Consider the following 23441-nt stretch of genomic DNA (forward strand, 5'->3'; position numbering starts at 1 on the left):
CACATTTAATTATTTGTTATAGTACTTTTTTGAAACAGATTGATAGACTAAACAAAACCAATGAGATAGTCACTGTCTGATAGAGATTGCTATCGATAATTTACTAACTAATGATGAAGGAGGGGATAGAATGAAAAAAACTGGAAAAATGTACATGATGGCTCAATTGAGAAGCAGCTCTTCTGAAGAATTAACAGAGCTGTTGAAAGACTGGCTAAGTTTTATAAGAATTCTGACAGATCCCCAATACTATCGGATAGACGATGATGATACACAGCCGTTTGATTTATTCGCAATCAAGGATCGATTTGAACAATTGACAGAAAAGGATAATCTCTGGCTGAAGCTCCACGCAGATGGTGGAGAATTTCAAATACATGTTTCCGGTTTATCTATCATGGAGCGAAATATTCTTGATGCTGAGGTATTCTCAAAGTATCAAGGAATGATAGAGAACTATTGTGACACTAGAATGGAAAAATGTGGTATTTACGGGTATGTACGCTCTTTGGATGAGTATCTTTACAATAATGTAGAACGTCCGGATAAACGTGATTTTGAGACTGCAGACGAGCTTAGGCAGCTGCCGAAAAGATACAACAATAACAAAGAAGTGGTTGTTGACTGCAATCAGCTAGCCGGCTATGATATATTTTTTAAAGGTCTTTGTCTGACTTCTTGTTGGAAAATGTATTACTCCAGCTTGTATTATCAGATTATTCCCAAACAAATTTTTCAGGAAGTACAACGTGTCCAGACGATTGAAGAATTGAAAAACGATGTAGTGAAAATCTCATTGTTTATCAATCCGTTCAAATGGGATGCAGAGGTCAATCAAGATTTTCAGCAATTCTATAGAGAACAGATTGGCGTGGATCAGCTGGTTTGGAATAACGGCGTAGGAATCCTGAAGGCACCGGTTATTGAATTTGCTTTTATTGACCAGGTTGTTCAGACTGTTCAATATCAGAACGATCAGCTCCAGCCTGTTGAAAAGAAGAAGGCTACTTTTTTTGTAACACGCAGCAGCGATTACCTGCGGAATCTTTATTCAGAAAATCGAACAAAGGGGATTTTAAATGTTCAGGCATACTTCCCTTGGATTGATCATCCTGGTAAGAAAATGATGAATTATCGTGTAGTTAATCCTGAATTGGCTCTAGATAGAGGCGTTTCAGCGTATGAATTCTACATAAGACAATATCTGGAAATCAAGGTAGTAGATGAGAAATATGAATCTTACTTAGCAGTTTTACGCTTTTACTTGCCGGATGATGCACTTAAAGAGCTTCCGTTGGATGAGCTTCAGCATAGATTGTTTGATGCGAATATCAGTAATATGAATCAGAAAGAAGAAGCTGTGTATTTTGATTTGAAAAAAGCAGAAAATCATCTGAGAGTAGCGTTTTTAAGCGCAGATCAGTTAGATCCGGATGAGTTAAGTCTTGTACACAGAGAAGAATAATTGCATGATTAGAGATAAAAGGCTAGGATAAAAGTGCTTTATTTTAAGAAATAGACCGTTTATTTGGATTTAGGCAGACTAAGGGTTTGGGAATTTGTTATTATCCCAAACTCTTATTTTTTTATTTATTTATATTATGAGTATTTTATTTGGGAGGTTTCCCAAGTTGGTTTCGTGATTTGGCTAAGGTCAATTTGAGTTTACTAAGCAGACTTTATATAATAAAAGTGAGCTTGTCTGAGAAAATTTTGTAAAGCAGCATTTTTATCGATTATTATGAATGAGGCTGGTTGCTAAAACTTGCAAATATGGCAAGAATGTTAAAAACTTGATAATTTAAAACAGGAAGAAGAGGATTTGATGACAAAGAACATTTTGATAGTAGACGATGATAAAGAACTTTGTCAGCTCTTGAAAAGGCAGCTACAGCTGGAAGGCTACCATGCAGTCGTTAGTTATGCTGGTCAAGAAGGTTTGACTGCGTTTCGTAAAGGTCGTTTTTCTCTAGTTTTACTGGACGTAATGCTGCCGGATAAAAGTGGTTTTGAACTGTTGACAGAGATTAGAAAAACCAGTACAGTTCCAGTTTTGATGCTTACAGCAAGGGATTCCGAGATAGATAAGGTATCTGGACTACGCATGGGGGCTGATGATTATTTAACGAAGCCTTTTCTGCTTAACGAGCTGATTGCCAGAGTTCAGTCGATGATTCGCAGGTATACAGTTTTCAGTCAGCCGGATGAAGGAGAACAGCTGCATTTTCCTGGTCTTATACTAGATTATTCTAAGCGGCAGGCCAAGCTGAATGATTCTCTGCTGCGGCTCACTGCAAAAGAGTTCGAGCTGCTCTATTTTCTCGCCTCTGAACAGGGACGGGTTTACACAAAAGAACAAATCTATACCTATGTGTGGAAGGGGACTTATGCTTACGACGACAGCAATATTATGTCGTTCATTAGTAAACTGAGGAAGAAAATTAGAAATGAACAGCTTCAGCTTGATTATATTGAAACGGTGCATGGTATTGGCTACAGATTTAACCCGGAGGTATAAGGATGATTTTATATACTATGTTGATTGGCTTGTGCGCAATTATCGTGCTTCAGTACCTGGCAGCTGGAAAAACGAAGAAACAGCTAGCGGCTATTTCTGAAACACTGGATGATGTGGCAGCTGGTAATCTTGACCGCAGATTATACGCTTGTGAAGGGGATATAACGAGTGAAGTCGTTTATAAAATCAACGAAGTTGTTATTCAAGCTAAGATACGGGCGGTAGAACTAGACAAAGCGGAAGCAGCTTATAAAAAGCTGGTTACAGGTCTATCTCATGATATTCGGACACCGTTGACTTCATTAATGGCTTATTTGGATGTTTTAAGCAGTGAACCTCTTTCACATGAACAGCAGCAGCTTTTTGAAACTGCTAAAAATAAGGCGATACATTTAAGCAAGTATGTAGAGACACTGTTTGAATGGTCCAAGTTGGAATCTGGCGAAGAGGTTTACACGTTTGAAAAGGAAAATTTGAGTGAATACACCAGACAGGTAGTAGCGGATTGGCTGGCAGATTTTGAGGCTGGAGGACTGCAGCTGCAGTTTGACATTCCTGAAGAGCCCATTTTCATATGGACAGACAAGACAGCATATCATCGGATTTTGAGCAATATTTTTTCCAACATCCTTCATCACAGCGAAGCAAGCTGCTTGTCTCTATCAATCGGCAATCGTTCCGATTCAGTTGTAATAAAAATATCAGATAATGGAGTAGGTATAGCGGCAGAAGAACTGCCGCATATTTTTCAAAGATTATATAAATGCGATAATGCCCGCTCCGTTCATAGTAACGGCTTGGGACTTTCAATTGCGCAGGAGCTTGTTTATAAATTAGCTGGGCAGCTTTCTGTCGAGAGTGAGCAGGGGACAGGGACGACCTTTAGTATCGTATTTTCAAAAAGTATGATTAAGTCATGATTTCAGCAAGGTTTTAACAAGGTGTGTTTGCTATGATTTGATTGAAGGGAGGAAAAACAATATGGAAAAACCTCTTGTACTATCAACAAGTCGTCTTACCAAAAAATATGGAGATCAGGTAGTTATAGGCGGTATTGACATGTCTGTGAAAAAAGGTAGAATTTATGGTCTCATAGGAAGGAACGGTGCAGGAAAAACAACAATAATGAAAATGATTCTAGGCTTGACGGCTGTTTCATCGGGGGATATCTGGTTGTTTAACCAGCCACTTAAACAGAATGAAGAAAAACTGTATCCAAGAGTTGGTTCAATCATTGAGACGCCTTGCTTTTACGCACATCTAACAGGCACAGAGAATCTGAAAATATTTGCCCGGCTTCGTGGAACGATTAGCAAATCTGCAGTAGAACAGGCATTGACAGTGGTGGGACTGCCTTTCGAGGACCAAAAACCCTTTTCAGCGTATTCTATGGGGATGAAGCAGCGGTTAGGAATTGCTAATGCTATACTGAATGACCCAGAGCTTTTGATTCTTGATGAACCGACCAATGGACTTGATCCAATTGGAATTGCTGAGATGCGCGTCTTTTTAAAAGACTTGAGCCGAGAACAGGGCAAAACTATTATTATCTCCAGTCATATTCTTTCAGAAATTACTTTGCTTGCGGACGATATAGGGATTGTTCATAACGGTGTTTTACTGGAAGAATGCTCAGTTGCTGAGTTAGAAGAACGGGCAGTAGAGTATATCTTGCTAAAGACAGAAGATATAAAGAGGACTGTTTATCAGTTGGAAAACGAGCTTGGCATCGAGAAATATACTGTTGAAGAATCTGGTTTTATCAAAATATATGATAAAAAAGTCTCTATTTCTTTTATTGGGAAAGCGTTGATTGATAATGGGATAGGTATCACCCATCTGGAGCAGAAAATCAGTAATTTAGAAGATCATTTTAAGCTGCTTACAGGAGGTGGTATTAGTGGATAATGTACTAGCTGCTGAACTGCGAAAGGTTAAGAAAAATAGAATGATAGGTATTGGGTTTCTGATTGTTTGTGCAGTTCCTGTACTGTTTATATTGAAAAGCCTGTTGATAGATGAAACCCTCTTTTCATATCAAGAATGGATGCAAGGCATTTCGATGTTCCTCTACATGATTTTTCCAGTGATAAGCGGACTCGTCATCACTCAGCTGATTCAAAAAGAATATGAAGAAAAGACAGTGATTAATAATTTGACTGCTCCAGTGAAGCGTAGTTATTTTATTGCAGCGAAGCTTATTGTTTGGGCTATCTGGTATCTTTTGACGCTGGCATCAACCGTTTTAATTACCATAATCGGCAGCTTTTTATTCTATGACTCAAGTATAGTTAGTCAAGGCATATCTTTAGTTTGGACAGGTCTTGTAAAAACTGGGACTTTTAGTTTTGTAGCTTTCATGCCGGTATTGTGGATAGCTGTCAAACAAAGAACACTTTTTTATCCAGCGATTCTGTTCACCTTACTGTTTACCGGACTTCAGGTAGCTGGATCACAAATATCTCTGGAGATGCTTCCATTAGGAAGTGTAGTTCCTTGGTCAGCTGTCAGTATCTTACAATTGATAGACGACGGAAGTATTTACTGGTATGTGTGTCTGGCTTCAATTGTGATATCAGGACTTTTAGGCTGTCTGCTGGCTATTTGGACATTTAAAAGGCAGGATTTATGAGTAGGGAGGATTTGGGATGAGAGAGGAAAATGCTGATAAGCAGACACCCCTCATAGAAAAGGATAGTTCTTTCCTTTTCGGAAAAAAAACGAAGATAGATGAAACTATGTTTTCTCTTTTCTAAAAAGAAAAGATCATCGCTGTTTTATCTCTACGCTACTTTTCTTTACTTAAAGCTGCGTTCTTCAAGGTTTTTCTTTAGTTTTTTCCTTTTAACGATACTTATTAAAATAGGGGCTGTGACATTAGTATGCCTCAGTCCCTTAAATCCGGATAAACGGTGTTTCAGAAGTAACTTCTTCGACAATAAGGCGGAAATTCGCAAAAATTTGTGGAACAATTTTCGGAATTTCCGCCTTATTGCTTGAAGCTGAACACTTCTGTCACAACCTCTATTTTAGACAGTTCATTCATTCACTAATTTTATCAAAATTTTGTAATTAAACCGCTGTTTTAGCTACAGGCTTTTTTATTAAACCGACGATTACTGCTGATACTGCTGCACCAATCGCAATAAAGAGTAAATACATCACGGGGTTGGATAATAATAATGCAACGAAGATTCCGCCGTGAGGAGCTAAGAGACGAATCCCCATTCCGCCAACTAAAGCACCAGTTAGTGCAGAGCCGGCAACAAAACCAGGGATGACACGCAGCGGGTCAGCAGCAGCAAAAGGAATCGCTCCTTCTGTAACAAAGGATAGACCCATAACTAGATTTGTCAAACCGGCATCTTTTTGATCTTGTGTAAACTTATTTTTAAATAGCAGAGTAGCAATAAAGATTGCCAATGGAGGAACCATGCCACCAGCCATTACAGCTGCCATGATGACACTGCCGCCTTCTGTCAGAGAAGCTGCAATAGAGGCTGTCCCAAAGACATAAGCTGCTTTATTAATTGGACCACCTAGGTCAATTGCCATCATGCCGGCCAACAAAGCTCCCAGTAAAGCAGCATTGGTTCCGTCAAGACTCAGTAGGAAACTATTTAGGCTGTCATTGATAAATTTCATTGGAATATTAAGTAATAGCATGGCACCACCAGTAATCAGCAAACCAAATACTGGGTAGAACAAAATTGCTTTAATCCCATCTAATGATTTTGGCAGATAGCTAAATAGTTTTTTCAGACCAATAATAATATAGCCGGCCAGGAAACCGCCGATTAAAGCGCCTAGAAACCCAGCACCGCCAGTATTTGCTAACGCTCCAGCAGCAAAGCCGACAATCAATCCGGGGCGATCTGCAATACTTGATGCGATAAAACCAGCCAAAACAGGAAGCATAAAACCAAAGGCAGCACTACCGATTTGATTGAACCAACTGGCTATTTCGTTATAATTTCCCAAACTAGAAAGCTGATCCTGAGGAACGCCAAAAAACTGGTCAATCATGAAGGATAGGGCAATAGCAATTCCGCCGCCGATAACAAATGGCAGCATATGAGAAACTCCATTCATCAAATCTTTGTAAATACGTGAACCGATAGAACCATCAGCTGCAGAGTCTTCAGAGGAAGAGTCTGATCCGTGGCCGTGAAAGACCGGAGCGCTGCCATTAAGAGCTGTTTCAATTAGTTCCTGCGGTTTCCGAATGCCATCGCTAACTGGACGATTGACTAGTTTTTTTCCATCAAACCGATTCATTTCTACTTTCTTATCAGCCGCAACAATCACACCTTCTGCACGTTTAATGTCTTCGGCGGTTAGTCGATGTTTGATTCCTTCAGAACCGTTTGTCTCTACCTTGATATCGACACCCATTTCCTTCGCCATTTTCTTTAAAGCGTCTTCTGCCATATAGGTGTGGGCAATTCCAGTAGGACAAGCCGTAACAGCAACGATAAATTTCCGATTGCTGTTCGTTGCTGCTTGTTCCTGTTCCAACTCCAGCTGTTCTTCTTTTGCTTTTTGCTGTTCAGCCTCCTGAAACAGGTTTTGAACTTCTTCAGGTGTCTGTGTTTCTTTTAGCTGAGCTACAAATTCAGGATTAACAAGCAATCTTGATAATGCAGCAAGAGCCTGCAGATGAGTATCGTTTGCCCCTTCCGGTGCAGCAATCATGAAGAACAGATAGGTCGGTTGTCCATCTAAAGCCTCGTAATCCACGCCGGCACTACTTTTTGCAAAAAGGACAGTAGCTTCTTTGACTGCTTTGTTTTTGGCATGGGGCATGGCAATGCCGTCTCCTAAGCCGGTAGAGGTTTGGGCTTCACGATCGAGTATACCTTGTTTGTAGGTTTCGATATCTGAAATACGACCGCCTGCATACATCTTTGCAACCATCTCATTAATAGCTCCCTGCTTATCCGTAGCTTGAAGGTCCATAATCATTACGTCTTTGACAAGTAAATCTTTGATATTCACATTAATTCCCCCTTATAATTGTTCAATTTCTACTTCATGCAGCAGTTCATTTATAAAATCGCCAGAAGCCAAATCGTCTGAGAAAGCTGTGGCACTGCCGGAGGCAACACTCCATTTAAATGCTTCAACTGGATCATTGGTTTCTACAAATTTTCCTACAAAGCCGGCAATCATCGAATCTCCGGCACCAACAGAGTTTTTCAAAGGCCGTTTTAAGATATTGGAGCGGTAAACAGCTTGATTAGTAAATAAGAGTGCCCCGTCTCCAGCCATTGAAACGATTGCATACTGAGCACCAGTCTTTAGCAAGGATTTTCCGTAAGGTAGAATGTCATCCACCGTTTGAAAGGATGTCTGATATAGCTCAGCTAATTCATGATTATTAGGTTTAACCAATAGTGGTTTATGAGGAAGAGCATTTTTTAAATCCGCTCCAGTTGTATCAATAACAAATTGAGCGTTGCATTGCTTAATCAATGCAATTAATTCGCCGTAAAAACCTTTTTCAAGAGCAGCTGGCGTACTGCCGGATAGGATGACAACATCTTCAGCGGTTAAGTGGGACAGTTGGTTTTTCAGCTGTGTCATTTCTGCTTCAAGGATGATTGGTCCCGCTCCGTTTATCTCGGTTTCAACAGTGGATTTTAGCTTGATGTTAATTCGGGTATCCGCTGCAATAGAAACAAAGTCTGTTGCTACTTTTTCTTTGTGGAGCCAGTCGTTGATGAAGTTTCCTGTGAAGCCGCCTATGAATCCCAGAGCAGTAGACTCAATTCCTATTCTTTTTAGAATTCTAGAAACGTTGATTCCTTTTCCACCTGGAAGCTTCAAATCGGATTTCATTCGATTCAATTTTCCAAGATTGACTTCATCTATATGGACAATATAGTCAATTGAAGGATTTAAAGTTATGGTATAAATCATTTTTCTACCTCCTGGATAATCGTTTTCTTTTGAAATTCAGGTAATAAATCTTTCGGACAGTGATCTACAAGTAAAATGACCTGTTCGATGTCTGCAACCTTAGTAAAAGTAACTTTATTCAGCTTGGTATGATCTGCCAGGATAAATGCCTGCTCGCCATGCTGAATGGCTAGTCTTTTTACAGAGGCCTCTTCCGGATCAGGAGTGGTCAAGCCAAACTCTGAATGGATGCCGTTCATGCCCATAAATACTTTGCTGAAACGAAACTGTCTTAATTGCTCTAAGCTGGTTGCACCGACAATTGCTTTAGTTGAAAGCTTCAATGTTCCACCTAAGATGATTGTGTTGATATTTAAATCAATGAGCTTGGCTGCATGATGTACAGAGTTGGTCACAGCTGTAATTTTCTTTTCAGCTAGATAAGGAATCATTTCAAGGGTAGTTGAACCAGCATCAAGATAGATAACATCACCATCCGTTACCTTTTCAGCAGCTAGTTTAGCGATTAATTGTTTTTCTTGAATGTTTTTGATTGTTTTTTCGTTCATCGTCTGTTCAGTACCCAAATCTGAGCGAAGCTTGGCGCCTCCGTGAATTCGTTCCAATAAATCAGCGGCTTCCAGTTCTTGTAAATCTCGTCTTATTGTTGATTCTGACGCGTTTAAAACTAAGGAAAGTTCCTGGGATTTAACGATTGAGTGCTTGTTCAGCAGCTCCATTATTTTTTGATGACGCTCTTCTGTAAGCATTTACATCCCTCTTTTCATTTGCTATCATATCATGATGCTTTATCTAAATCAATCAAAAACGTTCATTTAATTTCAAAAACATTCATTTGAGAAGAAATTATAAATGTTTTTTTGTTTTGAAATTTATTTGCGATTTTTTACAAAAAAATCTTTTTTGGTCTGGTGTGTTGGATGATTGTTTGTTAAGCTAGATAAGGAAAAAAGGTAATAAATCAGAAATACATAGCTCTATTTTTTATTTTTAAATGTTTGATAAATGAAAACTGGTTTATAACCGAATTAACAAAATAAGGATGTTAGGATGTTGAAAATGAAAGAAGAAATACGTGTCAAAGAGATTGCGAAGCTTGTGTCGCTGTTCCTCATGGTGGCCACCTGTGCAGTAGTCTGGAGCGGCTACGGTATACTGACTAGTGCAGCTAGTCAGCATATAGGGACAATTTTTACTATTGCCTTTTTAGTTATACTAGGGACCTCTCTGTCTGACTTTACTAAAAAAGATTGGTTATGGACTGGATTTATTACTATATTGATGGCAGTGCCTATTATTTTTTATCAAGACAATATGGGTTACCTCCGTTTTTATTCACAAATTCCATTTGTTTTAGCTTTCATATTTTTTGGCAGCAAAGTAAAAATGGATAAGAAATATTGTTTTACTTTTTTAGGTTTTAGTAGTTTGTATTCGGTTATTGCTTTGGTAAAAATGATTTTGGCAACATTTGAAATTGGCAGCAGTTCTTTGTGGATGAATGTAAATCTAATAGCTGGTTCAGTACTCTTTGTAACAATGCTGGGAATTATTATGCTGGATAAATTGGAAACAGAATATACCGTGATTTTTCAATTGATACTTGCTGTTGTTGCTATGATGACTGTTTTACTTTGTAAATCATGGACTTCGATGATTGCCCTCTTCATTTTTGTTGCTCTTATGTTTATAATCAAATTTGTACCGGCTATTCAAAAAATCGCAAAAAAAAGAAATTTTTGGCTAAGTATCTATAGTGGTCTGTTTATTTTTGCTCCAGTAATTTCCTATGTTGTTGTCGCTTTTGATGGATTTGGAACATCATTTAGCGGACGTGTAGATATTTGGATGTACTTTTTCAGAGCATGGAAGAACTCTACTAGTAGCATACTTATTGGAATGAAAGGAACATTTCACGATCCTGTACTCAATTTACCTGCACACAATGCGTATCTTGATGTTTTAGGTGCCTATGGCTTAATCGGCTATATTCTTCTTTTTGGCGGTATCTTAGGTCTCTTGTTTTGGCGAAAGCAGAAAGAATATTCGATAAATCAGGTTATTAGCTTATCCGCTTTTCTGATGGTGGGTCTTCATGCGTTTATGGAAAACTACCTAAATTCTTTCCATTGGATATCTCTTCTGTTTATTTTCTTAGCTGTCTTTATCAGCCAATCAAATGAAGCTGAATTACCAGTTTCAAATGAGCGTGTAGCTGAAGCGGCAAAAGCAGAAAGTACTGACATCGAAATTTAATGGTTCATTTATAATGTAAGTCTGGACAGCGGCTGTTTTACGCGCTGTCTTTTTTGTTTTCTTAGCTAATTTGGTATTTAAGCGTTTTTAGAATAAAATCCTATCAGAGTAATTGTTTTTAGAGAATTTCAGGGCTACTTTTGGTATAATAGTAAGGATTGAAATTAAAGGGAGGACGTTGAAATGGCTCCAAAGAATACCTTGGTTCAGGGAATGAATCCTAGACAAGCAGAAGCTGTTCTTCATACGGAAGGACCTCTTTTAGTGATGGCCGGCGCCGGCAGCGGCAAAACCAGAGTGCTGACACATCGAATTGCTTACTTGATAGAAGAAAAAGGAGTGAATCCCTGGAATATTCTGGCGATTACCTTTACGAATAAAGCTGCAAAAGAAATGAAGGAACGGGTTGTACGCCTTATGGAGCATGGAGGAGAAGATGTTTGGATTTCGACTTTTCACTCGATGTGTGTGCGGATTCTTCGTCGGGATATTGATCAGATTGGTTATAATCGAAATTTTACGATTATTGATTCTTCAGAACAACGGACACTGATGAAGCGGGTACTGGCAGAATTGAATATTGACCCAAAGAAGTACGATCCGCGGACAATTCTTGGGACCATCAGCAATGCGAAAAATGCCTTGCAGACACCGGAAAAAATGGCGAAGCTTCAGGGGAGTCTTTATGAGGAAATCGCAGCCAAATGTTATGCTTTTTATCAAAGAGAGCTTCGAAACAATCAGTGTATGGATTTTGATGATTTGATTATGAATACGATTCGGTTGTTTGAAGAACATCCAGATACGCTAGCATACTATCAAAACAAGTTTCACTATATTCATGTAGACGAGTATCAAGATACGAACCATGCGCAGTACATGCTTGTTAATATGCTGGCGGAACGTTTTCGCAATCTTTGTGTTGTAGGAGATGCGGATCAAAGCATTTATGGCTGGCGGGGAGCTGATATGCAGAACATTCTTGATTTTGAAACTGACTACCCCAACGCCTCTGTCATTCTTTTAGAACAGAACTACCGTTCAACCAAGAAAATTTTGGCAGCAGCAAACAACGTGATACAAAATAATAGAAACCGTAAAGATAAAAACTTATGGACTGACAATCTGGACGGGGAAAAAATTGTATATTACCGAGGGAACAGCGAGCGGGATGAGACTCAGTTCATTGTCCAGCAGATACAAAAAGAAATACAGGAAAACGAACGGATTTATGGTGATTTTGCAGTCTTGTATAGAACCAATGCTCAGTCACGTGTAATGGAAGAAATGCTGTTGAAATCAAATATTCCGTATACAATGGTCGGCGGGCATAAATTCTATGACCGGAAAGAAATTAAGGATATTCTTGGTTATTTAAATATCCTTTCTAATCCTATGGATTCGCTAAGCTTTGAACGGATTGTCAATTCTCCAAAACGGGGAATTGGAAAAACCTCGATTGAAAAGCTTCGACAATTTGCAGATATGCACGGCTGGCCAATGCTGGAAGCTGCTCAAAATGTTGAGCTTGCAAACATTTCTGGAAAGGCAGGCAAGGAGTTAGGCGGGTTTGGATTGATGATTCAAGAATTAACTCAAATGATTCCTTACTTGACAATTACGGAGCTGGTTAAAGAAATATTAGACCGCAGCGGCTACAAGGATGACTTGATTAGACAGAATAATTTGGAATCTCAGTCACGTCTGGAAAACTTGGATGAGTTTCTGACAGTTACACAGGAGTTCGATAAGCGTTATGCTCAGCAGGACGAGGAAAATGCTGAAGCACCGGAAGAAAAATTAGCGGTTTTTCTAAACGATTTAGCACTGGTATCAGATATTGATGACTTAGAAGAAAGTTCTTCTCAAGTAACACTGATGACTCTTCATGCAGCCAAGGGTTTGGAATTTCCAGTGGTGTTCCTAATTGGTATGGAAGAAGGGATTTTCCCGCTATCTCGTGCGATGCTTGAGGAAAGCGAGCTGGAGGAAGAACGGCGTCTGGCTTATGTAGGCATTACAAGAGCAGAAGAAGTATTGTTTATGACTAACGCTTACTCCCGGACTCTATATGGAAAAACACAGTATAATCGACCAAGCCGATTTTTAGAGGAAATTGAAGAGGAACTGTTTGATCGTCGGGGAATTGATTTCGCTGCGCAGCAGAGAGCAGTGCCTGCACGTGATCCTAAAATATTTAAGCCGATTTATAACCAACCGGTACAGAAATCGGTTTCTGCAAAAACAGCCAGTGGGGGCGAAGCACTGGATTGGAATGCCGGAGATAAGGTGAAGCATAAAGCCTGGGGAACAGGAACCATTGTCAGAGTTGGCGGCACAGGCAAAGACTTAGAGCTGGATATTGCTTTTCCAGAAAAGGGAATCAAGCGTTTACTGGCAGCTTTTGCTCCAATAGAGAAAATCTAGGAGGTTAGTTAGATGGAAAAAAATCAGCCGTTGACTTTAAGTGATGCAACAGAACGCGCAAAGGAATTACGGGTACAGCTGAACAATTATTCCCATGAATATTATGTAGAAGATCAGCCAACAGTAGAAGACTATGTTTATGATCGGCTGTATCAGGAGCTGGTAGACATAGAAGAAGCCTTCCCGGATTTGATTACCTCTGATTCGCCTACTCAGCGGGTTGGAGGCAAGATTCTTGCCGGCTTTGAAAAAGTAACTCATGAGGTACCGATGTACAGCTTGAACGATGGTTTTTCAAAAGAAGATATCTATGCATTTGATGAACGGGTTCAGAAACTGGCTGGCAAACAAGTCAGCTACTGCTGTGAACTGAAAATCGATGGTTTAGCTATTTCTCTCAAATATGAAAATGGGAATTTCGTTCAAGGAGCAACGAGGGGAGACGGGACAGTAGGTGAAAACATTACTGAAAATTTGAAAACCGTTAAATCGATTCCTTTAAAGCTGAAGCGTCCCATCTCTATTGAAGTCCGTGGAGAGTGCTACATGCCTAAGAAATCATTCGTTAACCTTAACAAAGAACGGGAAGAAGCCGGACAGGATATTTTTGCTAATCCAAGAAATGCGGCAGCAGGTAGTCTACGGCAGCTGGATTCGGCTATTACAGCAAAGCGAAACTTGAGTACATTTTTATATACAGTGGCTGATTTCGGACCTATGGAGGCTGAAACACAGTTTGATGCGCTAAATGAGCTGGGAGAAATTGGTTTGCGGACAAATCCGGAGCGAACGTTATGCAAGGATATCGATGAGGTATGGCGGTATATCGAAGAATATCATGAAAAACGGGAACAGCTGCCCTATGAGATTGATGGTATTGTTATTAAGGTTAATGATTTTGCCGTTCAGGATGAACTAGGCTTCACTGTAAAAGCACCACGCTGGGCAATCGCTTATAAGTTTCCGCCAGAAGAGGCCGAAACAGTTATTGAGGATATCGAATGGACGATTGGCCGAACAGGAGTGGTGACGCCAACAGCAGTAATGACCCCTGTACGTGTCGCTGGAACTACTGTTAGCCGGGCTAGCCTTCATAATGTTGATTTCATCAACATGAAGGGCATTCGCTTAAAGGATCATGTGATTATCTACAAAGCCGGAGATATTATACCAGAGGTTTCTCAGGTACTTGTAGACAAGCGTCCAGCAGACAGCAAGGCATTTGAAGCGCCTACTCATTGTCCTATCTGTGACAGCGAGCTGGTACATTTAGATGAAGAGGTTGCTTTACGTTGTATCAATCCAAAATGTCCGGCTCAAATTAAAGAAGGTCTTAGTCACTTTGTCTCAAGAAATGCCATGAATATTGATGGTCTGGGTCCTCGTGTTTTAGAGCAGATGTACGATAAGGAATTAGTTGCAGATGTTGCCGACTTATATTTTCTGACAGAAGAACAGTTAATGACTTTGGACAAAATTAAGGAGAAAGCAGCACATAATATCTACACAGCAATTATGGCAAGTAAAGGTAACTCTGTAGAGCGGTTAATCTTTGGATTAGGAATTCGTCATGTTGGTGCGAAAGCTGCGAAAGTACTAGCTGAACATTTTGGTGATTTACGTACAATAGCTGCAGCTGGGAAAGAAGAGGTGGTTGCTCTTGATTCTATTGGTGAAATTATTGCCGATAGTCTAGTAACTTACTTCGAAAATGAAGAAGTTCATGAGCTGATGAGCGAACTGGAACAGGCTGGAGTAAATCTGGAATATAAAGGGCTGCGTGCTGCACAGCTGGAAGCAGTTGAGTCTCCTTTTAAGGATAAAACGGTTGTACTGACTGGCAAGCTGGAAAAATATAATCGAGAAGAAGCAAAAGAAAAAATTGAAAGTTTAGGCGGGAAGGTCACGGGTAGCGTATCGAAAAAAACAGATATCGTTGTGGCTGGAGCAGAAGCTGGAAGCAAGCTTGCTAAAGCAGAGAGTCTAGGTGTGGAAGTCTGGTCGGAAGCTCAGATGGTAGAAGCATTGGATAACAGCCATGTAGAATAAAAATTGGCTTCGGCACTTCAGCAGCCAGCTAAATAGAAGTAAGAAATAAAGAAATCAGAAGATTTTCATGTTTTTCTGTATCTCTTTCAAATATCAGATATTTTTTATGATAGAATATAAAAAAATGTCTTTTTAAGACGAACACTCGCACTTATAGAGGAAAGAAGGGTATTTATGGCAATCAGTGAAGAACAAGTAAAGCATGTGGCCAAGCTGGCAAAGCTGTCATTTTCACCAGAAGAACTGACAGGTTTTACTGAACAGTTAGGGAAAATAATCGATATGGTTGAACTTCTTGAGGAAGTGGATACGGAAGGCGTTCCTTTTACGTCAAATGTTGTTGAAACAATTAATGTGATGAGAGAAGATCAGTCAGTGCCGGGAACAGATAGAACTGATTTGATGAGAAATGTACCTGATTCACAGGACGGTTATATTAAAGTGCCGGCAATCATGGACAACGGGGAGGCTGGTGCATAATGGCGAAATTACATGATAAATCATTAACAGAGCTGCATGATCTGCTTGTATCAAGGGAGATTACAGCAGTCGATTTGACAAAAACTACATTAGACCGCATCAAAGAGACTGAAAAAGACGTCGATGCTTTTATTACCCTTAATGAAGAAAAGGCAATGAACTTGGCTGAGGCAATTGACCGCAAAGGAATTACTGAGTCAAATCCTCTTGCCGGAATTCCAATTGGTATTAAGGATAATATTGTAACGAAAGATATCAGAACAACCGCAGCATCTAAAATACTGCATAACTTTAATCCTATTTATAATGCTACAGTTATGGATAAAGTGTATCAGGCTGATTTGATTCCTGTTGGAAAACTAAACATGGATGAATTTGCTATGGGCGGAAGTACAGAAAATTCTGCTTTCAAGAAAACTAAAAATGCTTGGGATGCGACTAAGGTTCCCGGCGGTTCATCCGGCGGTTCAGCAGCAGCAGTAGCAGCCGGCCAGATTCCTGTTTCTTTGGGGAGTGATACAGGCGGAAGTATCCGTCAACCAGCTGCGTTTAATGGTATTGTAGGAATGAAGCCCACTTATGGCCGGGTTTCCCGTTATGGACTGATTGCATTTTCTTCCAGTCTCGATCAAATTGGACCACTGACTAGAAACGTTAAAGATAATGCATTGGCATTAAATGCAATTAGCGGATTTGATCCAAAAGACGGCACGTCCGCCGGCGCTTCTGTTCCTGATTTTACAGAAGGATTAACAGGAGACATCAAGGGAATGAAAATTGCTCTTCCAAAAGAGTACTTAGGCGAAGGCGTTGCTCCAGATGTTCGGGAAGCAATAATGAAAGCCGTCGATACCTTCAAAGCTTTAGGAGCAACAATTGATGAAGTTAGCCTGCCGCACTCTAAATATGGTGTAGCTGTATACTATATTATTGCTTCTTCAGAAGCCAGCTCTAACCTGCAGCGTTTTGACGGCATCCGCTATGGCTACCGTTCAGAAAATGTCCAGAATTTAGAAGATGTCTATGTTAACTCACGGACAGAAGGCTTCGGTATGGAAGTGAAACGCCGGATTATGCTTGGTACCTTCTCGCTAAGTGCAGGTTATTATGATGCACACTTTAAGAAAGCGGGTCAGGTTCGGACACTGATTATGCGTGATTTTGACAAGGTATTTGCAGATTATGATTTAATCATTGGACCAGCAGCTCCTACGGTGGCTTATGGACTTGGTGAAAACATCAATGATCCGATTACAATGTATATGAATGATATTTTGACTATCCCTGTTAATTTGGCTGGTCTGCCTGGGATGTCTATTCCAGCGGGATTTTCAGAAGGTCTGCCGGTTGGTCTGCAGCTGATTGGGAAAGCCTTTGATGAACAAACAATGTACAAGGCTGCCTATGCATTTGAACAGGCAACCGATTTTCATAAAAAGAAACCAGTGATTTTAGGGGGGAACGATTAATGAATTTTGAAACAGTTATTGGTTTAGAAGTCCATGTAGAATTGAAAACAAACTCTAAAATCTTTTCACCGGCTCCAGCTCATTTTGGCGCTGAACCAAATAGTAACACAACTGTCATCGACTGGGGATATCCTGGGGTATTGCCTGTTATGAATAAAACAGCTTTAGAGTTCGGAATGAAAGCTGCACTGGCATTAAATTGTCAAATTTCCAAAGATACTCATTTTGACCGTAAAAATTATTTTTATCCGGATAATCCGAAAGCTTATCAGATTTCTCAATTTGATCAGCCTATCGGTCATGACGGCTGGATTGAAATTGAAGTCGAAGGCGAAAAGAAAATTATTCGTATTGAACGCGTACATTTAGAAGAAGACGCTGGGAAAAATATCCATGGAACAGACGGGTACTCTTATGTGGATTTAAATCGTCAGGGAACACCACTGATTGAAATTGTTTCTGAAGCTGACATGCGTTCTCCTGGGGAAGCTTATGCTTATTTGGAAGCACTACGTTCAATTATTCTGTTTACGGAAGTATCTGATGTGAAGATGGAAGAAGGCTCTATGCGTTGTGATGCCAATATTTCTCTACGTCCATATGGTCAGGAAGAATTTGGTACAAAAGCAGAGTTGAAAAATCTGAACTCCATGAGCTTTGTAAAAAAAGGATTGGCTTTTGAAGAGAAACGTCAGGCAAAGGTTTTACTTTCCGGCGGAGAAATCCAACAGGAGACACGCCGTTTTGACGAAGCAACCAACAAAACTCTATTAATGCGTGTAAAAGAAGGATCAAGCGATTATCGTTATTTCCCTGAGCCTGATATTCCTCGTTTTGTCATTGATGATGCATGGATTGAAAAGGTGCGGGAAAGTCTGCCTGAACTACCGGCTTCTCGACGTCAACGTTATGTTGAAGAGCTGGGCTTACCGGAATATGATGCAATGGTCTTAACACTAACAAAAGAAATGTCTGACTTTTTCGAAGACACATTAGCTGCTGGAGCCGATTCAAAGCAAGCCTCCAACTGGTTAATGGGTGAGGTTTCGGCTTATCTGAACAGTGAAAAGATGGAGCTGCTTGATACAAAACTGACACCGGAAAATCTCGCTGAAATGATTCAGCTGATTGCTGATGGTACAATCAGTTCAAAAATTGCGAAAACAGTCTTTAAAGAACTGATTGAAAACGGCGGAGCTGCAAAAGAAGTCGTTGAAGCAAAAGGTTTGGTTCAATTATCTGATCCTGCACAACTTCTGCCAATCATCAATGAAGTACTGGATAACAATCAACAGTCTGTTGATGACTTTAAAAATGGAAAAGACCGTGCGGTTGGTTTCCTTGTTGGACAAATTATGAAAGCGACCAAAGGCAAGGCTAATCCGGGCATCGTGAATAAGCTATTGCAAGAAGAGTTAGCCAAACGATAAGAAAGCAGCTGACAGCATATGAAAAAAGCAAGAGTCATTTATAATCCAAAATCAGGAAAAGAGCTGGTGAAAAGAAATCTGGCGGATATTCTGAATGTATTGGAGGAATCTGGATACGAAGCAAGCTCTTTTGCGACAACACCAGAACCGGATTCCGCAAAAAATGAAGCTAGAAGGGCCGCTTTACAAGGATTTGATTTGATTGTGGCTGCTGGTGGAGATGGAACGATTAATGAGGTTGTGAACGGGATTGCACCTCTTGATAACCGTCCGCTGATGGCAGTCATTCCCGCCGGCACCACCAATGATTACGCCCGGGCACTAAAAATTCCAAGAAACAACATTTTGGAAGCAGCCAAGGTTATTAAGAAAAACCAGACAGTTAAGATGGATATAGGCAAAGCAGCAGAGAACTATTTCATCAATATTGCTGCTGGCGGTCATCTAACTGAATTAACTTATGAGGTTCCTTCAGAGTTGAAAAGCATCTTTGGCTATCTTGCTTATCTTGTAAAGGGAGCGGAAATGCTGCCTAGAGTCAAGCCAATTCGGATGCGGATGACCTATGATGAAGGAGTTTATGAAGGAAATGCTTCAATGTTCTTTCTAGGATTGACTAACTCTGTGGGCGGTTTTGAGCAAATTGCTCCGGACGCAAAGCTGGACGATGGAAAGTTCTCTCTTATTATTGTTAAAACAGCCAATATCTTTGAAATTGTTCATCTGGTTGCTCTGATGATGAATGGCGGGAAGCATGTAGAGGATAATCGGGTAATCTATACAAAAACAAATTATCTTCATGCGGAAACATTGGATGAAGAAAACCGTATGCTGATTAATCTTGACGGTGAATATGGCGGCGAAGCACCGATGACCTTTAAGAATCTGCATCAGCATATTGAGATGTTTGCCAATTTAGATGATATTCCTTCGGAAGCTGTGATTGGCGCTGAAGATGATACGTCGGAGGATGACGGTGATTATCAGGAAATCACGAAGGATTTCGTTAAAGAGGTAGAACGGTTAACTGACCAGGATATTGATGGAGACGGAAAAATAGCTGGTAAAGAAGATGAAACAGTTGAAAAGTAATAGCCTATTGCTGATTGAAATAACCAGCACACAAACATAATTGATTGCGTTCCGAGACATTTTTTAGAAAATGTCTCGGTTTTTTTTTCTGTAAGAAAGAGTTAGAAAAGCAGAACGAGATTATCAAAAAAGTATTCAACTCTGAGAACCGAGTTGCTGTTGCTTGAGATATACTTGGAGTTTTTCCTATTTTGGGACTTATTCGGCTTATTTCCAAAGACTTCATTTAGCAAAGAGATAGGTTCCTGCAAGCGCGTCTAACGTTCTCGCTACGTTCCAGTCATCGAAGCATGCAAAGACTGGGATACTGTTTATTCGGTTTTAGAGTAAAGGAAGAAGTGAAAACTGATTATCTCCTGTCCTATTTATATGATGAGAAACTTTCAGACTTAATTGAAAGCTGGTTGCTTTTCTGATACTTTTTCATTAGAATGAAACAAGCGATAAAAAGAAGGGGCTAATTATGAAGACATATCCTGTAAAAAAGAATGAGACAATTGAAATAGAAATTATTGACCTGACCCATGAAGGGCTTGGTGTTGGAAAAGTAGATCATTATCCATTATTTATTGAAAATAGCTTACCGGGAGAAAAAGTAAAAGTACTGGTGCTGAAAGTAGGAAACAAGTTTGGCTATGGAAAAGTTTTGGAACGTCTGACAGAAAGTCCGGATCGAGTTGCGTTAACCGATGAGAGCTTGCTGCGGACAGGAATTGCACCTTTACAGCATATGACCTATGAGGCACAGCTTTTATTCAAACAGAGACAACTGGAAAATGTTTTAAGCAAAATCAGTAAATTGCCGGACGTACCTGTGCTTCCAACGATTGGGATGGCCGAGCCGAAAGGCTATCGTAATAAAGCCCAGATTCCTGTTCGGAAAATTGATGGACAGCTGGAAACAGGTTTTTACAGAAAAAATAGCCATGATTTAGTGCCGATTCAGGATTTCTATATTCAGGATCCGGTAATCGATCAGGCCATATTAACCATTCGTGATATTTTGGGACGTTTCAGCGTGAAAATTTATGACGAAAAATCACACGTAGGAAACCTGCGGCACATTATTATTCGCCGTGGACATTATTCTCATCAGATGATGGTGGTACTAGTAACCAGAACTGGAAAAATCTTTAAGCATGAGCAAATTGTCGAAGAGATTCTTAAAGAGCTTCCGGAAGTAGTTTCAATTATTCAAAATATTAATCCAGATCAGACAAATGTTATTTTAGGTAAAGAGTCTAAAGTGCTGTACGGCAAAGAATACATCGAAGATCAGCTGCTTGGAAAAACCTACCGTATTTCGGCTCCTTCATTTTATCAGGTGAATACTGAGCAGACTGAGTACCTTTATCAGACAGCAATGGACTTTGCCGGTTTGACAAAAGAGGATATCGTAATTGATGCTTACTGCGGTATTGGAACCATTGGGTTGTCAATGGCTGACCGTGTGAAGCAGGTTTATGGTGTAGAAATCGTTAAAGAAGCGATTGATGATGCGAAAATTAATGCCTTTACCAATGGCATCGAAAACGCGACATTCAAAGTTGGTGCTGCTGAGAAGGTGATGCAGAAATTGAAAGAAACTGGAATTCATCCGACTGTATTGGTCGTTGACCCGCCAAGAAAAGGTCTAACAACTGCTTTTATTGAAACATCAATGGAAATGAAGCCGGAACGAATTATCTATATCTCTTGTAATCCGGCAACCCTGGCAAGAGATTTAAAACAGTTTAATGAAGAGTACGAAGTGAAAAAGATTCAGCCGGTGGATCTCTTCCCACAAACGCACCATGTAGAATCTGTAACACTGTTGGAAAGAAAATAGAAAAATGAAAATGAGGAGCCTGTAAACCCAGGTTCCTTTTTTTGATTAGTTCAGATGAAAGATGCAAGTAGAGTGTGATTATTTAAAGATTTAAGAAAGGAATTATAAAAGCAAGCTTAAATCGATATAGCTCAGTATGATGGATTCATGTAAAATAGAGTTATTTAGTAATAGTTAAAGGAGAGCTAAGAGAGTCTTTAGCATTTCCATAAAAGCCTAACGAGTGGTTTACCTTATACTGGGCGAAAATGCTGCTTTTATTCAATATATTAGTTTTTACAGTCTTATCAAAAAAGATAATAAATTAATCAAATAAACTTAAAATGAACTATACTACCATAGTTAAATTAAACGGATGGAGTTTAAAAATGAATACAATTCTAATTATCGAGGATGACAGAAAATTAAATGATGGAATCAGGTTGTCTTTAAAAAAAGATAGCATCAGCTTTATTCAGTGCCAAACGATAAAATCAGCTAGAGAAGTATTAAATAAAAATAGTATACAGCTGATTTTGCTGGACGTTCACTTACCAGATGGGAATGGTTTAGATTTTCTCAAGGAGCTACGGCAAAAATATGATATGCCAATAATAATTATTACCTCAAATAACTCGGAATTAGATATCGTAGTGGGATTGGAGTTAGGAGCCAATGACTACATCACAAAACCGTTTAGTTTGATGGTACTGCGTGCACGTGTTGAGGTACAGTTGAGACAACAAAATTTGTCTCCTGCCCAGTACGTTACAGATACATTCAATTTTAATTTTGATAAAATGCTGTTTTTTGTTCAGGGCATTTCTGTAGAACTAAGTAAAACTGAGCAAAAATTATTAAGAATTTTGATAGAAAATAAGGGCGCAACAGTGAAGAGAGAATACTTAATAGATAAAATTTGGGATGGAGACAGTGAATATGTGGATGAACATGCATTAACAGTAAGTATAAAAAGATTGAGAGATAAACTTGAATATGAAGCAAAAAATCGGGAATATATCAAAACAGTATATGGAGTTGGCTATACATGGACAATAATGTAATAAGGATAGCTTTAATCTTAATACTTTCGGCAATAACAGTTTTGTTTTTTATGATGAGGTTATATTATAGAAAACGGGAAAACAAATTGATAGATGTATTGCAGGAGATGGTCGATTCATCCATGAATGGGAAATTTTCGGATATAACATTCGATGAAACGAAATGCTCATATTTAGAAAATTCTTTGAAGCATTATGTTTTAGCAAAAGAGGCCTCTGTTTTAAAACTTGAAAAGCAAAAAGAAGCTGTTCACATGCTGATTACAGATATTTCCCATCAAAGTGCAGTTCCGATTTCTAACATATTGCTGTATACAGAATTAATAACTGAACAAGTCGACAGCTGTTCTAATGAGTTATCCATTGTAAAAGAACAAGCCCAAAAATTAGATTTTCTTATTCAGTCATTAGTAAAAACAGCACGGCTGGAAACTGACATGATTACTATTAACAGCAAAAAAGAGAATATCAATCTTATTCTTCAAGCAATAGGTCAGCAGTTCACTTCATCCGCAAAGAAAAAAGCGGTTAAATTAACGATAGAACCGACTTCTGTATCTGCAGAATTTGATTTGAAATGGACAATTGAAGCAGTTTCTAATATTGTAGACAATGCCATAAAGTATACGCCAAAAGGTGGGAATGTAACCATTCGTGTTATTCCATACCAAATGTTTGCCCGGATAGATGTAATTGATACAGGGATAGGGATATCAGAAGAGGAGCAAGGAAAGATTTTCTCACGCTTTTACCGCTCTCTAGATGTTGAAAACAGTGATGGTATTGGTGTTGGATTATATTTAGCACGAAAAATAATTCAAATGGAACAAGGCTATATAAAAGTGAAATCGGCTAAAGGAAGTGGAAGTACGTTCTCAATTTTTTTATTATTATGAAGTTAAATATTTCAATACTGTGATTTTTTCG

Annotated in this window: 18 protein-coding genes; 15 read left to right on the plus strand and 3 right to left on the minus strand. The window is 39.3% G+C overall.

The genetic code is table 11. From position 1 onward, the window contains the following. The first annotated feature begins 130 nt into the window (after positions 1–130). The 5 genes from ACYSNQ_RS11295 to ACYSNQ_RS11315 all read left to right on the plus strand — a co-directional run bounded on the left by ACYSNQ_RS11295 (position 131) and on the right by ACYSNQ_RS11315 (position 5150). Complete coding sequence (locus ACYSNQ_RS11295; protein WP_426083380.1) at positions 131–1465, plus strand: hypothetical protein; 1335 nt, start codon at positions 131–133, stop codon at positions 1463–1465. 360 nt (positions 1466–1825) lie between these two features. Further along, entirely contained in the window at positions 1826–2518 is a 693-nt protein-coding gene (locus ACYSNQ_RS11300) for a response regulator transcription factor (protein ID WP_426083382.1), read from the plus strand. Between the two features lie 2 nt (positions 2519–2520). Further along, positions 2521–3438, plus strand: coding sequence for a sensor histidine kinase (locus ACYSNQ_RS11305; RefSeq protein WP_426083384.1), 918 nt, complete (start codon positions 2521–2523; stop codon positions 3436–3438). A gap of 61 nt (positions 3439–3499) precedes the next feature. Further along, on the plus strand, positions 3500–4426 hold the full coding sequence (locus ACYSNQ_RS11310) for an ATP-binding cassette domain-containing protein (RefSeq protein ID WP_426083386.1): 927 nt from the start codon (positions 3500–3502) through the stop codon (positions 4424–4426). Continuing rightward, the gene (locus tag ACYSNQ_RS11315; protein WP_426083388.1) at positions 4419–5150 is read left to right on the plus strand and encodes an ABC transporter permease; all 732 of its coding nucleotides are present in this window, start codon (positions 4419–4421) and stop codon (positions 5148–5150) included. The genes ACYSNQ_RS11310 and ACYSNQ_RS11315 overlap by 8 nt, the downstream gene beginning before the upstream one ends. A 440-nt stretch (positions 5151–5590) precedes the next feature. Here ACYSNQ_RS11315 and ACYSNQ_RS11320 read toward each other — a convergent pair whose 3' ends face one another. From ACYSNQ_RS11320 to ACYSNQ_RS11330, 3 genes are read right to left on the minus strand one after another with little or no spacing between them, the layout of a single operon-like run. After that, on the minus strand, positions 5591–7516 hold the full coding sequence (locus ACYSNQ_RS11320; RefSeq protein ID WP_426083390.1) for a PTS fructose transporter subunit IIABC: 1926 nt from the start codon (positions 7514–7516) through the stop codon (positions 5591–5593). Between the two features lie 12 nt (positions 7517–7528). Continuing rightward, positions 7529–8440, minus strand: coding sequence for a 1-phosphofructokinase (pfkB, locus tag ACYSNQ_RS11325; protein WP_426083391.1), 912 nt, complete (start codon positions 8438–8440; stop codon positions 7529–7531). Then, positions 8437–9189, minus strand: coding sequence for a DeoR/GlpR family DNA-binding transcription regulator (locus tag ACYSNQ_RS11330; protein WP_426083393.1), 753 nt, complete (start codon positions 9187–9189; stop codon positions 8437–8439). Before ACYSNQ_RS11330 ends, pfkB begins: the two co-directional genes overlap by 4 nt. A 310-nt stretch (positions 9190–9499) precedes the next feature. On the opposite strand from ACYSNQ_RS11330, the gene ACYSNQ_RS11335 reads away from it, so the two are divergent. From ACYSNQ_RS11335 to ACYSNQ_RS11380, 10 genes are all read left to right on the plus strand, one after another. Further along, a complete protein-coding gene (locus ACYSNQ_RS11335; RefSeq protein WP_426083395.1) occupies positions 9500–10696 on the plus strand; it encodes an EpaQ family protein in 1197 nt (398 codons plus the stop codon). 183 nt (positions 10697–10879) lie between these two features. Further along, positions 10880–13123, plus strand: coding sequence for a DNA helicase PcrA (pcrA, locus tag ACYSNQ_RS11340; RefSeq protein WP_426083396.1), 2244 nt, complete (start codon positions 10880–10882; stop codon positions 13121–13123). A 12-nt stretch (positions 13124–13135) separates the two neighbouring features. Then, positions 13136–15172, plus strand: a complete 2037-nt coding sequence (gene ligA / locus ACYSNQ_RS11345; protein ID WP_426083398.1) for an NAD-dependent DNA ligase LigA — start codon at positions 13136–13138, stop codon at positions 15170–15172. A gap of 174 nt (positions 15173–15346) precedes the next feature. After that, positions 15347–15652: an Asp-tRNA(Asn)/Glu-tRNA(Gln) amidotransferase subunit GatC gene (gene gatC / locus ACYSNQ_RS11350; RefSeq protein ID WP_426083400.1), complete on the plus strand. Its 306-nt coding sequence runs from the start codon at positions 15347–15349 to the stop codon at positions 15650–15652. Then, positions 15652–17121 (plus strand): Asp-tRNA(Asn)/Glu-tRNA(Gln) amidotransferase subunit GatA, encoded by a 1470-nt coding sequence (gene gatA, locus ACYSNQ_RS11355; RefSeq protein WP_426083402.1) that lies wholly within the window; start codon positions 15652–15654, stop codon positions 17119–17121. Before gatC ends, gatA begins: the two co-directional genes overlap by 1 nt. Then, complete coding sequence (gatB, locus tag ACYSNQ_RS11360) at positions 17121–18551, plus strand: Asp-tRNA(Asn)/Glu-tRNA(Gln) amidotransferase subunit GatB (RefSeq protein WP_426083404.1); 1431 nt, start codon at positions 17121–17123, stop codon at positions 18549–18551. Before gatA ends, gatB begins: the two co-directional genes overlap by 1 nt. A gap of 18 nt (positions 18552–18569) precedes the next feature. After that, complete coding sequence (locus tag ACYSNQ_RS11365) at positions 18570–19643, plus strand: diacylglycerol kinase (protein ID WP_426083406.1); 1074 nt, start codon at positions 18570–18572, stop codon at positions 19641–19643. A 463-nt stretch (positions 19644–20106) separates the two neighbouring features. Beyond that, on the plus strand, positions 20107–21471 hold the full coding sequence (gene rlmD / locus ACYSNQ_RS11370; protein WP_426083408.1) for a 23S rRNA (uracil(1939)-C(5))-methyltransferase RlmD: 1365 nt from the start codon (positions 20107–20109) through the stop codon (positions 21469–21471). Between the two features lie 368 nt (positions 21472–21839). After that, positions 21840–22514: a response regulator transcription factor gene (locus tag ACYSNQ_RS11375; protein ID WP_426083410.1), complete on the plus strand. Its 675-nt coding sequence runs from the start codon at positions 21840–21842 to the stop codon at positions 22512–22514. Next, positions 22499–23410 carry a sensor histidine kinase gene (locus ACYSNQ_RS11380; protein ID WP_426083412.1) on the plus strand — a complete coding sequence of 304 codons (912 nt, stop codon included), beginning with the start codon at positions 22499–22501 and terminating at the stop codon, positions 23408–23410. Before ACYSNQ_RS11375 ends, ACYSNQ_RS11380 begins: the two co-directional genes overlap by 16 nt. Positions 23411–23441: the final 31 nt, after the last annotated feature.

It is taken from the genome of Enterococcus sp. LJL51 (assembly GCF_054871795.1).